Source organism: Enterococcus sp. DIV1444a (genome assembly GCF_051712125.1).
Classification (GTDB): Bacteria; Bacillota; Bacilli; order Lactobacillales; family Enterococcaceae; genus Enterococcus; species Enterococcus faecalis.
Window position 1 is genome coordinate 2,142,734 of the sequence record NZ_JBIOOG010000001.1, and the last position, 14,372, is coordinate 2,157,105.

12 protein-coding genes are annotated in these 14,372 nt (G+C 36.6%); 1 reads left to right on the forward strand and 11 read right to left on the reverse strand.

The features are described 5' to 3' along the window. Position 1 precedes the first annotated feature (1 nt). From IGI87_RS10235 to licT, 5 genes are all read right to left on the reverse strand, one after another. Positions 2-679, reverse strand: coding sequence for a TetR/AcrR family transcriptional regulator (locus tag IGI87_RS10235; protein ID WP_104854936.1), 678 nt, complete (start codon positions 677-679; stop codon positions 2-4). A gap of 148 nt (positions 680-827) precedes the next feature. Beyond that, on the reverse strand, positions 828-1,397 hold the full coding sequence (locus IGI87_RS10240) for a guanylate kinase (protein WP_104854935.1): 570 nt from the start codon (positions 1,395-1,397) through the stop codon (positions 828-830). Between the two features lie 181 nt (positions 1,398-1,578). After that, a complete protein-coding gene (locus tag IGI87_RS10245) occupies positions 1,579-3,024 on the reverse strand; it encodes a glycoside hydrolase family 1 protein (protein WP_438736935.1) in 1,446 nt (481 codons plus the stop codon). 24 nt (positions 3,025-3,048) lie between these two features. Further along, positions 3,049-4,929, reverse strand: coding sequence for a beta-glucoside-specific PTS transporter subunit IIABC (locus IGI87_RS10250; RefSeq protein WP_438736937.1), 1,881 nt, complete (start codon positions 4,927-4,929; stop codon positions 3,049-3,051). Positions 4,930-5,091: 162 nt separating this feature from the next. Continuing rightward, positions 5,092-5,934: a BglG family transcription antiterminator LicT gene (gene licT, locus IGI87_RS10255; protein ID WP_104854932.1), complete on the reverse strand. Its 843-nt coding sequence runs from the start codon at positions 5,932-5,934 to the stop codon at positions 5,092-5,094. Between the two features lie 289 nt (positions 5,935-6,223). Here licT and IGI87_RS10260 point away from each other — a divergent pair, with 289 nt between their 5' ends. Next, positions 6,224-6,850 carry an FMN-dependent NADH-azoreductase gene (locus IGI87_RS10260; protein ID WP_104854930.1) on the forward strand — a complete coding sequence of 209 codons (627 nt, stop codon included), beginning with the start codon at positions 6,224-6,226 and terminating at the stop codon, positions 6,848-6,850. A 61-nt stretch (positions 6,851-6,911) separates the two neighbouring features. Here the strand turns inward: IGI87_RS10260 and IGI87_RS10265 are convergent, their stop codons facing one another. The 6 genes from IGI87_RS10265 to IGI87_RS10290 form a co-directional block, all read right to left on the reverse strand. Next, entirely contained in the window at positions 6,912-8,081 is a 1,170-nt protein-coding gene (locus IGI87_RS10265; protein WP_113794486.1) for an AI-2E family transporter, read from the reverse strand. 4 nt (positions 8,082-8,085) lie between these two features. Beyond that, positions 8,086-8,454: a PTS glucitol/sorbitol transporter subunit IIA gene (locus IGI87_RS10270; RefSeq protein WP_438736939.1), complete on the reverse strand. Its 369-nt coding sequence runs from the start codon at positions 8,452-8,454 to the stop codon at positions 8,086-8,088. Positions 8,455-8,600: 146 nt separating this feature from the next. After that, entirely contained in the window at positions 8,601-12,170 is a 3,570-nt protein-coding gene (locus IGI87_RS10275) for a SpaA isopeptide-forming pilin-related protein (RefSeq protein ID WP_438736941.1), read from the reverse strand. A 348-nt stretch (positions 12,171-12,518) separates the two neighbouring features. Continuing rightward, on the reverse strand, positions 12,519-12,695 hold the full coding sequence (locus IGI87_RS10280) for a DNA-directed RNA polymerase subunit beta (protein WP_104854927.1): 177 nt from the start codon (positions 12,693-12,695) through the stop codon (positions 12,519-12,521). A gap of 13 nt (positions 12,696-12,708) precedes the next feature. Then, the gene (murA, locus tag IGI87_RS10285; protein ID WP_104854926.1) at positions 12,709-14,010 is read right to left on the reverse strand and encodes a UDP-N-acetylglucosamine 1-carboxyvinyltransferase; all 1,302 of its coding nucleotides are present in this window, start codon (positions 14,008-14,010) and stop codon (positions 12,709-12,711) included. A gap of 102 nt (positions 14,011-14,112) precedes the next feature. Further along, a complete protein-coding gene (locus IGI87_RS10290) occupies positions 14,113-14,349 on the reverse strand; it encodes a DUF1146 family protein (protein ID WP_104854925.1) in 237 nt (78 codons plus the stop codon). Positions 14,350-14,372 lie beyond the last annotated feature (23 nt).

Genomic DNA, 14,372 nt, shown 5'->3' on the forward strand with positions numbered 1-14,372 from the left:
GTTACTTATAAGCGCCATTTTTCAACCAATTTAATTTCATTTTTAATTGTTTGACTGCTTCAGTTGAATCATAGGCGGGATTTTCTCTTTGTTGACGATACCCATCAACAATTGTTGAGAAAACGGCATGCATCGCCGTCTGCATGAACCACGTGAATTCTTTTGGCGTTTCAATAGTTAATTTCGAACGATCGATTATTTGATAAAGATGTTCTGCATAGGCAGCATGGCCTTTTCTTTCTCTATGCTTGTGACAATGCTGTTTCCTATTTTTTTCTTCTTCCCCAGTCGCTAAATTATCCGTCACCCGACGTGAAGCACGATAGTCCATGTTGACAAACAAATTCCGATAAAAAGAAGCATTCTCTCCAGTTAGCACTTCGACAATCATTTTGGAGAAATAGACATCCATGGCTTTGATTAAATCGCCATCTTCTGCAATAATTTGTTTCTCTAAATCTCGTTCACTATTTTTTCTTAATGTCGCAAAGTAATAAAAATACAAATCTTCTTTGTTCTCAAAATATTGATAAAAGCTACCACGAGGAATTTCCGCTAATTTAACAATATTTGCAATTGACGCTTCTTGTAAAGAATGGCGCGAAAATTCAATCTGCGCAGCATCTAATAACCGTTGTTGCTTTTCTTCTGGCAAATGAAAAAACGTATTCGTAGGCATATTTGTGTTCCTCCCTTTTATGACACATCGTCATATGACACCATGTCATTATAGCACTCTCTATTCAGAATGCAAGTTTTTTACAAAAAAAAATCAAGCGCCTAGTAAGACAAAATTGATGTTAGATTTTGTCTTATCAGTTACTTGATTAATAATATTGCTTGATACACTTTTGTAAAAAGTCAACGACCTCTTTTATTGAGCCATTGGCATCTATCCGTTGATAATTAGGATATTGTTCCAATTGGTTTTTGATAAGAATTTCTTGATCATATAGGTTTAAACGTTCTTCAATAATTTTAGGATCGGATTCCCGCTGCTTTAAGCGTTGATAAATATTTTCTTTGGAAACGTCAAAAAAAACTGGAATGACGGACTCGCCGAAACGCTCAAAGACCGCTTGAAAACCTGGAAAAGTTAACGCATTATAGGCTGGATGCTCTTTCGTTGTTTCAATGATGGCAGCTACACCGACACCGTAATAGTTTCCGTGGTAAAAATCATACTCCACTAACTGGTTGGTTTTAATCAAGGTTTGAAAACTTGCTTTTGTTTCAAAATAGTAATCCACACCATCCACTTCATCCAATCGTTTTTTCCTCGTAGTATGCGAGATAACTTTATAGTTTTTCGGAAAAACCTTACTTGTAATTGCGGTCTTGCCAGAACCACTAGGACCCATAATAACAAAAAACGGATGTTGTAATTGCTTATTCATTAGAAACGCTCCTCTCAGTTGTTTCTATTATAACGTATTGTGCACTATTTTGAAAAATTGACAAAAAAGAGCTTGGGCCAAAAATCACTTTGGATTTTTGGCCCAAGCTTAAAAAGTGATAAACGGCGGGAACAGAAGCAACAACCTACTACGATTATCTTGTTTTGTTTAATTTCAATAACTAGTCTAAGTTTTGTCCATTAGTTTCAATAACTTGTTTGTACCAATTAAACGATTTTTTTTCATAACGGTTTTTAGTACCATTTCCTTCATCATCTAAATCAACGTAAATAAACCCATACCGTTTACTCATTTCACCTGTGGAAGCACTGACTAAATCAATACAGCCCCACGGCGTATAGCCCATTAAATCGACGCCATCTGCAACTGCTTCTGCCATTGCTTCAATATGACGACGCAAATAATCAATCCGATAATCGTCTGCCACATAGAAATTTTCGTCGACTTTATCAATTGCACCTAAGCCGTTTTCCACAATAAATAAAGGTTTTTGATAACGATTATATAATTCATTTAGGGCAATCCGTAAGCCTTTGGGATCAATTTGCCAACCCCATTCACTTGCTTCTAAGAAGGGATTTTTAACACCGCCTAAAAGATTCCCATTTGCTGTATCGTTGGTAGTACCAGTAACATCGACAGCAGTCGACATATAATAACTAAAGCCAATGTAATCCACTGGGTATTCTTTTAATAATTCTAAATCTCCTTCTTCAATGACTAAGTCTTTCACCGCATATTTTTGATACATGCGCTCTGCGTATGCTGGATATTCACCACGAACTTGAACATCTGTACAATAATAATTAAACTCTTGGTTTTCAATCATTGTAGCAACTTGATTGACTGGATTCGAATCAATGCCATACGTTGTTGCATAAATAATCATACATCCAATTTGTAATTCTGGATTTAATTCATGGCCAATTTTTACAGCTTTACTACTTGCAACAAATTGATTATGCCAGGCTTGGAAAATGTTTTGATAATCATTGGCTCCATTGCTTTTCACCAGTCCTTGACTAAGTGCTGGGAAATGGAAAGCTGAATTAATTTCATTGAATGTCATCCAATAGTTAACTTTTTGATGGTAACGTGTTAAAACAGTTTCCGCAAAACGTTCATAAAAGTCAACTAATTGACGATTTTTCCACCCGCCGTATTCTTTCGCTAAATGCAGTGGCATCTCATAATGAGAAATCGTAATTACTGGTTCAATGTTATAGCTTAAGCATTCATCGATAACCGCATCATAAAATTTCAAACCGGCTTCATTCGGTTGTGTTTCATCTCCTTGTGGAAAAATACGCGACCACGCAATTGAAAATCGATAACATTTGAAGCCCATTTTAGCAAACAACGCAATGTCCTCTTTAAAGCGATCATAGTGATCAATTCCTGTATGATTAGGGTAGCGATATTTCGTTTCGTCAATCGTCCAATCAAACGTTTCATCTCCTAAAATAGCGAAACGTTGTTTTCCTCCCGGCATCGCATCTGCCACAGATAAACCTTTACCGTCGGCTAAGTAAGCCCCTTCTAATTGATTGGCTGCGGTCGCACCGCCCCATAAAAATCCTTTTGGAAATTTTGTCGTTGTTGTCATGCTTATTCCTCCTCCAATTGTCTTTTATTTAATAATGGCTAAAAAGTCTTCACCATGTAACACGTCTGTTTGGTTCATATCCAAAACATCTAAATAATCCTTCGTATTCGTTACCACAATCGGCGTAACTACTGGATAACCAGCTTCTTTAATGGCAGCAATATCAAAAGTAACCAGTAAATCTCCTTTTTTAACAGAATCTCCTTGTTTCACTGATAATTCAAAGCCTTTACCATCTAATTCGACCGTATCCATGCCAATATGCATTAATAATTCAACACCCTCTGTTGTCGTCAAGCCAACAGCATGTCCTGTCGGAAATAATGTGGTGATTTCACCATCTGCGGGTGCATACAGTTTGCCTTCAGTCGGCTCAATTGCAACACCTTTTCCTAAAGCACCTGAAGCAAAAACAGGATCTTGTACTTTTTCTAGCGGTAAAATTTCACCTTGAAGTGGACTTGCTAAAATAATTTTGTCTTCTTGATTCGGTTTTACAGGTGCCACCATCTTATCAGTTTCTGTTTTTTCAGTTGCTGTTTCTGGATTAGGTTGATCTTCAAAACGTAAGACAAACGTTAAGACAAACGCAATGATAAAGGCAATTCCGGCACCAATCGCACCAGTAATCATCGGTGCAGTATCTTTTGTCTCTGCAGGAATAAAGCCAGGCAAACTCAACATACTAACCAAGCCAAACGTAAAGTTTTTCACGTGATTCATAGCCACAAATGCACCACCGATACCGCCACCAATACAAGCCGCAATAAATGGTTTTTTCAATGGTAAAGTCACGCCATATACAGTTGGTTCAGTAATTCCAAAAATAGTTGTAATGCTTGAAGACAAAGCCAAACCTTTTAGTTTCACATTTTTTGTTAGGAAAAAGACAGCTAAAGCAGCCCCGCCTTGTGCAATAACGGCTGGTAATAACATTGGTACCATCGTATCGCCACCTTGTGTTAAGTTTAACATCATAATTGGTACAAAGCCCCAATGCATACCAAACATTACCAAGACTTGCCACAAAGAACCCATTAATAACCCTGCGATAATTGGACTAAAAGCGTAAATTGCGTTGTATCCTTGTCCCAACCAATCGCCGATGACCGTCCCGATAGGACCAATAGCTAAGAAGGTAACAGGTGCCATAATAAGGAAAACAGCTAACGGAACGCAGATAATTTGTAGAAAACTCGGAATTACTTTTTTGAAGAAACGTTCAACATAACTTTGTGCAAAAACAGCCAAAATAATTGGTAAAACCGAAGAAGTATAGCCACTTGGCCCAATAATCACTGGAAGACCAGCAAAGCTAATTGTTTTGCCTGCTAAAGCAGTAATGCTGGGATGAACCAAGGCCATCGCCAAAGCAACCGCTAAAAAGGGATTAGTATTGAATTTTTTAGCAGCCGTAAACGCTAACATAATTGGTAAGAAAGTAAATAACCCGTCTGCAATCGAAAAGAGCACAAGATATACGCCTGAAGTGTCAGCTAACCAGCCCATAGTGACAGCTAAGGTTAAGAAACCTTTTAGAACCCCAGCACCGGCCATTGCACCTAAAAACGGTGTAAAAATAGAAGAAATAATATCAATTAAACGGTTAAAGACATTTCCGCCACTTTCTTTTTCTCTAGTATCAGAATCATTACCTAGTCCACTGTTGGCCATCAAATCCTTATAGACATCACTAACGTGACTGCCAATAACCACTTGATATTGTCCTGCACTTTGAACTACCTGAATAACATCTGGGTCAGCATTCAATGCAGCTGTATCTGCTTTATTTTCATCTTTTAATTTAAAACGTAAGCGCGTAGCACAGTGAACAACACTATTAACGTTGCCTTCGCCCCCAACAGCTTTTAACACACGTGCTGCAATTTCTTGATTTTTACTCATCTCTAGGTCCTCATTTCCATTAATTTTTAATATCAAAAAAACCTACATTGAAAAAGAGCCAGATCCTTCTCTTCACAGCTGCGCAGTCTGCGAAAATCGTTATCGGTTTTTTCAATCTAGGTTTTGCCTGCATTATCAGTAACAATCCGCGATTATTGGTTGTTATGTCTTTTTATCATTGACCACTCTTTGGATATGAATGGTTAAATAAATCATTTCCGCTTGATCAATTGGTCGATCATAGCTTTTTAATAAATACTCATTAATACGTTGGGCCGCTTGAAACGCCTTAGGATACTTTCCTTGGACCAATGCAAAAAGAAATTCATCCTCTTCATCATGCGCTTCTTGTTTTAAATAACGTTGCGCAAAATATTGAAGATGTGTAACAATTCGTTGATAGTTCAATGAATCTTCGTCAAACACTTGTCCAAAGTAGCGACTAATAATCGTTAAAATATCTCGAACCATTTTGGTTGCTTCCATGGTAACTTCCATATTGCCATTTCCTTGTTCAGCATTCACAATATGAAAAGCAATGAAGCCCGCTTCATTTTCTGAAAATTGAACCGTTAGCTTTTCAGCAATAATAGTTAATGCCTGCTTAGCAATTTCAAATTCTTTAGGATAAAATTTGCGTGTTTCGAATACAAGAGGATTCGGAATATCAATTCCTTCTTTGGCTCGAAGTAACGCATAGTGAATATGATCCGTTAAAGTTAAATAAATATTTGATGAAAGCTCAATCGCTAGCGTTTTTTCTGCTAAATCAACGATTTGTTTGACGACTTCTACTTCTTTGGTGGGAACGTCTTCAAACAACTGTTGGAATTGTCCTGCCATAGCGGAGTCCTTTAACACGAATTCCTTTTCAACATAATCTGGATTGATCGTGTCTCCAATCTTCTTTTGAAAGGCTAAGCCGCGTCCCATATAAACAATTTCTTCGCCTTGCTCATTTCTTGAAAGCACGACATTATTATTTAAAACTTTTTCAATCCTCATGATGAATGCAACCTCACTTTTTTATAAAAAAAGCCCAGAATCCCTCCACTGATTGTGTTAATGGAAGACTCTGGTTTTGCCTGCAAAGCAGTAACAATCCTTATTTACAAAGTAATAATAGCATGCTTTTTTTTAATATGCAAGCCTTTTCAAAAAATATTTTTCGTCTTTTAGGCTATTTTGAAAAAAAGTTGACTAAATCTCAAAAAAAGACTTGCTTTCTCTTACTTTTTATTAGTAAAATAGAGATGTTGAATTTTTAAACTATTTATTTTAAGGAGATTACACAATGTCAAAATTATTAGTTGTTAAAGCACATCCATTAACAAAAGAAGAATCACGCTCAGTTCGTGCGTTAGAAACATTTTTAGCTTCATACCGTGAAACAAATCCATCAGATGAAATCGAAATTTTAGATGTTTATGCACCAGAAACAAACATGCCGGAAATCGATGAAGAATTATTATCTGCTTGGGGTGCACTTCGCGCTGGTGCAGCATTTGAAACATTAAGCGAAAACCAACAACAAAAAGTAGCTCGTTTTAATGAATTAACTGATCAATTTTTATCTGCAGACAAAGTAGTAATTGCTAATCCAATGTGGAACTTAAACGTACCGACACGCTTAAAAGCTTGGGTAGATACAATCAACGTTGCTGGAAAAACCTTCCAATATACAGCAGAAGGACCAAAACCGCTAACAAGTGGTAAAAAAGCCTTACACATCCAATCAAATGGTGGCTTCTACGAAGGAAAAGATTTTGCTTCTCAATATATTAAAGCCATTCTAAACTTCATTGGTGTTGATCAAGTTGACAGTTTATTCATCGAAGGAATTGATCATTTCCCTGATCGTGCGGAAGAACTTTTAAATACTGCCATGACTAAAGCAACTGAATACGGTAAAACATTCTAAATTTTCCGAGTGATTTACATCAAAAAGAGACAAGCAGTTCGTTCACTGCTTGTCTCTTTTGTTACGTAGATTCTTGTTGATCTGGCTTATCTTCATCATACAAACCTGATACAATTTGGTACCACTCAAAAATGTGAGTAATTATCACCTTAGCTGCGGCGTAAACAGGAATTCCTAAAATCACCCCGACAATCCCAAATAGTTTACCAGACGTTAATAAAACAACCAAAATGGTGACTGGATGAATGGATAACTGACTGCCTAGGACAAGTGGCGAAATAAAACGCCCCTCAACTGTTTGCTCAATGGCAAAAACAATCAAGACTTTAATTAACAAAGCTGGCCCACTGACAATTCCTAAAAAGACTGCTGGAATCATGGCTAAAAATGATCCTAAATAAGGGATTAAATTTAAAAAGCCTGCTGCAATACCTAAAGTGACTGCATAATCTAAGCCAATGACAGAAAAACCAATCATAAACATAATTGCCACTGCGAAAGCGACAGTTAATTGTCCCCTAATATAAGAAGAGACTTGATCATTGACTTCTGCAAGGACTTTTAGGGTTGGTTTGCGCATCTTCACTGGTAAAAACTTCATTAAATAGGGCGCTAAGTTTTTACCATCTTTCAGTAAATAAAATAGAATAAATGGCATCGTAATGATGGCGACAAAGATCGTAGCCACCGCCCCAAAGAAATTACCAATTCCTTGTACTGTGAACGTTGAGACGTTTTTAATAATAGTACCTAATGAACTGACAACTTTATCGCCTGCCGCTTCAAGTTGTTCTCTAAATTGCGCGAAAAGTGGATCACTTAATATTTCCTGTGATTTTTGATCAATTGTATCAATATATTGAGGAAAATGATTCACAAAGCTGACAGATTGCTCGCGAATTTTAGGAACGATTACAATGCCACCCCAAATGAGTAGTGCCACAATTAAAATAAATAGGCCGATAATACTCCACACACGTGAAATTTGTTTTTTCTCTAAATAATCAACAATCGGATTTAATAAATAATATAAAATCCCCGCCATAATTACTGGTAAGCCAACAACGCCGAAAAACTGCCAGACGGGCTTAAATAAATAAGAAACTTTCGTAAAAGTTAGAATAATTAACAGCACCAATAAGACAATCAGTAAGGCTGTTACTACTTGATTATTTAAAAACCAACGCCAAAACCAAGACAGGCGTTTGTCAGTCGTTTGTTTTTTCTCCATTGATTCACGCTCCATTTACTAAATAATCAATTGTTGTTCCAATCGTTATTTTTGGTAACTGATGGGGCGTTAAATAAACACCGTTCCGGATAACTTCTTCCTCGTCGGTTGGTGCATCAGCAAAGATTAAAGTGCTGTGAGCGATACTTTGCAAGTTACTATTGGCAAAAGAACCCACTTTTGTGATTGTATAGTTTGTCTCGCCAATTTTCAGATGATCCCCTTCTGACAAGGTGACTTGTTCTTTTTCTGGGAATGATTGAATAACCGCATGTTGTTTCAAGGTATCGGTAGCAGTTTCTCCAAAAAGAATAATCAATTTTTCTGAATCATCCATTGCATGTTTGCCTATTTCTGTTACTGTTGCTTGCATCTTCCATCCCACTCCTTCATTATCTTACTTCTATTATTATAGCATAGAATAAAATAGATATTCAGGAAAAAGATACAACCAACTCCTCCCGTGTAGAAAAATAAAAAACAAGATGTCTTTGGGATGACATCTTGTTTTTTGACTACTTACACTCTATATTTCCGATTCTTTTTCAGAGTCACAAGAGCTATGATGATGAAAAGAATGCCTGTCCATACTACTAGCGTGGATTTTTTAGTTCCCGTTTTGGGTAATTTCTTAGAAGCCAAACTTTGAGAGTTCTCTGAATTTTCTTTTGCATGCTGAGTATTTTCACGTTGACTTGGCTCTCTTTTTGTTAATGGCGTAATAATTTCACTTGCGTTACTAGTATCGCTCGTTGCACTCGGTGACTTATTTTCACTTGTGCTACTTGTGTCGCGCGTTGTGCTTGGTGTTGTACTTTCACTTGTGCTACTTGGATCCGTTGTGCTTGGTGTCGTACTTTCATTTGTGCTACTTGGATCACTCGTTGTGCTTGGTGTCGTACTTTCACTTGTGTTAGTTGGATCACTTGACTCATTGGCGGAATCATCAGGTAATTCACTAGCAGCGTCTTTTAATTTAATAACCGTTGGCTCTGCTTTAAGTAATTGGTCCAGCCCATAATGCATCTCGGCTTGGAAAATAGCCCCTTCTGTTATCAGGCTGGTCTCTTCCGTCTCGTTTAAAGGCGTCTTCGGTGTCACTGAGAACGTCATTGTATACGTTTGACCAACTAAATAGGCAAAATTTTCTACTGTTTTACTTTGTATCTTTAAAGATGCTTCTTCTGCTTGTTTATTAAATGTCATACTTACTTGATTCCCTACATGTGCTAGCACACCGTTTTTACTAACATCCTCCCCTTTTTCGTTAGTAATAGTGATTGGCGACAGTGTAAACAACGGATTCACATTATAGACAATTTTCGCTTGTTCCCACGTGACAGCATCTGAGCCAAATGTCACGCGTGCTTGGACTGTTACTGTTTCTGTTAAGCTTTCTAATTCCACTGAGGGTAATTGATTAAGCGTGCCAACAATCGTTGTTTCTTCTTTTTTAATTGCTTGATTTTCATGTTTGACTAAAACTTTTTCTGAAGTATTCGGTAAAATTTCAAACAGTAAAAATGTGGCTTCTAAATGATAACCAGACGCTGCCTGTGTTTCCACAAGCTGATAATTTCCCGCAATTAATTGATTAACTGTTAATTGACCTTGCTCATTCGTTTTTAAGTTTTCTTGAAGTACTGTTCCCGCATCATCTTGCAACGTATAAACGGCTCCTTCAATCGGTGCTTTTGTCATTTTATCTGTTAATGTCAAAATAACTGTACCCGTTCCAATGATACTTTTTTTCTCATTCGTAATTGCTATTGAAAGTTTTTCTGCATTTACGTCAAAAATAGTATCTTCACTCATTTCATAGCCCACGGGCGCTTCTAATTGAACCAGTCTGTATTGACCAAAGGGAATCTCTTCTAAAACAATTGCTCCGTGCTCATTAGTTGTGATTTTCTCTTTTACAGTGTTGTTCAATGCATCTTCTACTTTAAACACTGCATTGACCACTGCTTGGTTTTGTGCGTCTTTTACTTGAATTGTAACTTGGCCTGTTTTCGGTCGTTCTTTTGTATTGACGACTTCGATCACTGTTTCTTTTTTATCAATTACTACTTCGATTGGTTTTGCTGTGACTATGTACCCTGCTGCTGTTTGGGTTTGAAATAATTGATACTCACCGTATGCTAACTCTGAAAGCTCAACTTGGCCTTCAGCGTTTGTCGTTAACTCTTTTTTAATTTCTTTCCCGGCTTTATCCTTCAAAGTAAAGACTGCCCCCGCTAACGGTTGTCTTTCTTCATCTTTCACAGACAAGGTCATTTTTCCTGTTGTTGGAGTGACTTCAATTGGCACAGCGACTACCATATCGTCAATAAAATCTTGTTGAAATTCAGCTGAACCTTTATTGATACGATACGTTAACTTGACACCTACTTTCAACGTTTGTTTGCCTGTGTTATTCAATATCTCTGGATTTAAAACTTGTAGCTCTGCATTTTCAACATTAATACTTGTGTATTCTGTAAACAAATCAGCCAGTGTCACTTGTGAAGCAGCTGTGTATTGTGGAAGGATAATGGTTGACTTTTTCTTTAGTAAAACATCTTTAAAGGGAATACGAATTTTTCTAAGTTTTTCATAGTTTGCAGGTGTATAAACTTGTTGCCAATTCTCGCCAAGTTTTGTGGCTATCGCTAAGTCTTCTGCGGTCCATCTACGAACACCCAAAATAAAGTCATCTCGATCATCTCGCGTGTTTTTATAATATGCTGTAGTTTGAGGACTAAAACCAGATTGATGTTGAGTATTCCATAAATCCATTGGATTCCCATCACCCAAACCCCAAGTTCGATAACCTATATATTTATTCTCTACAAAAACATTCTCTCTTATTTCTCTTTCTGTTTGGCCCCCTGCAATAGCATTGTCAAAAACTATCCCAATGGCCCCAATCCTTGTCTTCATATTAAAGATATTATTTATCACAGCAGTGTTAGTAATTTCTCCTTTGGCACCATAAGAATCATAGTACCCTTGCTCCTGTGTAGCATTTAAAATAAGCCCTGTATCATTAAAATAATTATTCATAATATCGACACGACGACTCGAACGAAGTTTAAAACCGCCAGCGGCACCAACATGGTAACCACGAGTATAGTTCCCCGCAATTTCCATATCCACAACGCCCTTTGTGTAGATCATATGATCACTACTTACGCCATGACGGTCTTCATTTTCGTAAGGGCCATAAAAAATATTATTCATTAATTCTGTACGCCAAAGTGCAGCTAATGTATTCATTCCCACCGAAAAATAATTCTGTTCTGTTCCCCCATCAAAATTTACATAAGAATATTTTTGGGCCTCTTCTAATCTATGTAACATCTTATTTACTTCTGGAGAGCCGATACTCATAAACTGGTCCAGTTCATCTAGCTTCATTCCAAAAATATTATCATTTATTTGCGTGTCTTCCATTGGGACATAGGATTTTGTTCCATTCGCAATTCCCGTTACAAATATTCCTCCATATTGATCGCCACGTCCGCTAGTATTATAATATTTGCCACTATCTTTTCCACGTAAAAAAACATTTCCGTTAATTTCAGTATTATGCCCAGCTCTGGCACGAAGAAACATCTGAACTCTTGTATTGTAAAAAACATTATTTCTAATAAAAATATCTGTTGTGAAATCAAAATTGATACTTACACCATCAAAAAAGAAATCTGTAATGGCAATATTGCGATTCCAGCCAGACGTTGTTTCCCACCACTGAACTCGCTTATCAGTAGTATTTTTAATAACTGTTGGTGCTTCCGAACTACCTTTTAAAGAAATATTATTTCTCATAGTAATATCTTTATCGAGAATAAAAACACCTGGTGGAAAAGTTAATATTTCTGGGTCATTATAACGATATTTCGCAATAATTGCTGTTAACTTTGCAGATTGATCTTCTTCACTGTTTGGTACTAGCGCTATCTCACCTAATAGCTCTTTGTCTGTCACATCCACAATCGTTGTTTCAGCAAAGCTTTCGTTTGTTAGGCTAAATAAAAAAGTAAAAACAATAGCTATAAAACCGAGTAGCCGCGCTAATTGTATTTTAGATAATTGATTATATACCATTTTTATGCTCCTTTTATGTTAGTATGAATAGTATATATTAAAAACAAATGAAAGAATACTACGTTTTTTTTGCTCTATCTATAAAAAATAAAAACCTTTAATTAGCAAGGTTTCTAGCATAAAATCACCTCAAAAATAGCTTATTTCTTACCAAACATACTCTTTTCAGGATGATTTTTTCTTAAGAAATACCCGTAAACGCTCAGAATATTTACTCTAATCACCTACTTTTTGATTTTTTCACTACATTTCTTAATCTAAACTTTCTAAAAAAATGACAAAAAAAGACCCAGAGGTTTTTCTCTCTGGGTTTTTCATCTTTAACTATATTTTTGATAAAGGCAACTTTTATTTAAAAAAGTTCATAATATGAGTCCAAATTTTTTCATTAAAGACATCCATTGGATTCCCATTTCCAATCAAACCATAACCAATCATTGTTCCCACAACAAATAAGATAATGACTAACGAAATGACCACTAGAATTTTCAATAATGTTACTAAAATATAACGATATGAACTCATGCGTTTGACTCCTTTAGATTACTGTCGTTGCTTGTTTTTCTTCAATTTTTTCATCATTGACACGTTCAACATTCGCGCCTAATTTTTGAAGTTTTTTATGGAACTCATAATAGCCACGATCTAAATATTTTAAATTAGAGACACGTGTAATGCCATTTGCACGTAACCCCACTAAAATCAATGCGGCAGCTGCTCGTAAATCAGTGGCTTCCACTGCTGCTCCTTGTAACTCGTTACCACCATTAATAACCGCAATGTTACCGTCAATTTTTAAGTCAGCGTTCATTCGACGCATTTCTTCTAAGTGTTGGTAACGATTTTCAAAGACTGTTTCTGTCACGATACTTGTTCCTTCAGCAAACATTTGGATTGCTGTCATTTGCGCTTGCATGTCTGTTGGGAAACCAGGATGTGGCATTGTCTTAACATCTGTTGGTTTTAGATGTTTTGGTCCAATTACACGGATGCCATTTTCTTCTTCTTCAATGATTGCACCCATTTCAGTTAATTTAGAAATTAGCGGACGATTATGTTCAGAAATTGCTTCTTCAATTAAAACATTGCCCTCAGTCATTGCTGCAGCTACCATGAACGTACCTGCTTCAATTCGATCTTGAACGATTGAATGTTCTACGGCATGTAATTTATCGACGCCTTCGATACGCATCGTTTCTGTCCCGGCGCCGATAACATTGGCACCCATTTTGTTTAAAATGTTGGCTAAGTCAACGATTTCAGGTTCACGAGCGACGTTTTCAATGATGGTTGTTCCTTTTGCACGAACAGCAGCCATCATAATATTTTGCGTAGCGCCGACACTTGGGAAGTCTAAGTAAATAGTGTTACCGATTAGTTCATCCGCAATTGCTTCAATATAACCATTTTTTTGGATGATTTTTGCACCTAATGCTTGGAAACCTTTTAAGTGTAAATCAATCGGGCGTTTACCAATGGCACAGCCACCTGGCATTGCCACTTTGGCATGACCATTACGAGCCAATAAAGGTCCCATTACAACGATAGAAGCACGCATTTTACTGACGTACTCATAGTTTGCTTCGATCCCTAAAGGTTGTGTTGCGTCTATTGTTACTTCATTCGCGTCTTCATCAAAATCAATGGCTACATTCAAATGCTTAATTACTTGATTCATTGTAAATACATCAGATAAAATTGGTACATTTTTTAAAGTAGTAATGCCTTCTTCAGCTAAAAGAGTAGCTGCTAAAATTGGTAAAACAGCGTTTTTGGCGCCTTCAATTTTTACAGTTCCTTCTAATTTTGTATTACCACCATGAACAATAATTTGTTCCATTTTGTTCCCCCCAAAAAAATGAGAATAGGTATTCCTATTCAAAATCTTTACTATTATACCATTATTCAACTAAAAATTGTACCTTTTTTTATTTTTCAATTTTTAAGGAAAATACACAATGAAAAGATTTCGACAAAGCGCAACCACTTCTAAAGCAAACGAGCTAACTGTGTATCCGATAGCGATGGCGAAAAACACCATCAACATTCTAATTTGCGGTGTAAATTGGGTTTTGAAAAATTGCTCAATACGCAATGATTGCAGCGCCCAAAAACTTATGTAAATGAACATAAGATGACTAACGATTCGAACAATAGCATCTACTCCATAGTATTGCATAAGGAGCCTCCTTTTTTCTAACG

Coding starts and splice junctions, on each gene's coding strand:
- IGI87_RS10235 (WP_104854936.1), bottom strand. CDS start 679: ATGCCTACGAATACGTTTTTTCATTTGCCAGAAGAAAAGCAACAACGG.
- IGI87_RS10240 (WP_104854935.1), bottom strand. CDS start 1,397: ATGAATAAGCAATTACAACATCCGTTTTTTGTTATTATGGGTCCTAGT.
- IGI87_RS10245 (WP_438736935.1), bottom strand. CDS start 3,024: ATGACAACAACGACAAAATTTCCAAAAGGATTTTTATGGGGCGGTGCG.
- IGI87_RS10250 (WP_438736937.1), bottom strand. CDS start 4,929: ATGAGTAAAAATCAAGAAATTGCAGCACGTGTGTTAAAAGCTGTTGGG.
- licT (WP_104854932.1), bottom strand. CDS start 5,934: ATGAGGATTGAAAAAGTTTTAAATAATAATGTCGTGCTTTCAAGAAAT.
- IGI87_RS10260 (WP_104854930.1), top strand. CDS start 6,224: ATGTCAAAATTATTAGTTGTTAAAGCACATCCATTAACAAAAGAAGAA.
- IGI87_RS10265 (WP_113794486.1), bottom strand. CDS start 8,081: ATGGAGAAAAAACAAACGACTGACAAACGCCTGTCTTGGTTTTGGCGT.
- IGI87_RS10270 (WP_438736939.1), bottom strand. CDS start 8,454: ATGCAAGCAACAGTAACAGAAATAGGCAAACATGCAATGGATGATTCA.
- IGI87_RS10275 (WP_438736941.1), bottom strand. CDS start 12,170: ATGGTATATAATCAATTATCTAAAATACAATTAGCGCGGCTACTCGGT.
- IGI87_RS10280 (WP_104854927.1), bottom strand. CDS start 12,695: ATGAGTTCATATCGTTATATTTTAGTAACATTATTGAAAATTCTAGTG.
- murA (WP_104854926.1), bottom strand. CDS start 14,010: ATGGAACAAATTATTGTTCATGGTGGTAATACAAAATTAGAAGGAACT.
- IGI87_RS10290 (WP_104854925.1), bottom strand. CDS start 14,349: ATGCAATACTATGGAGTAGATGCTATTGTTCGAATCGTTAGTCATCTT.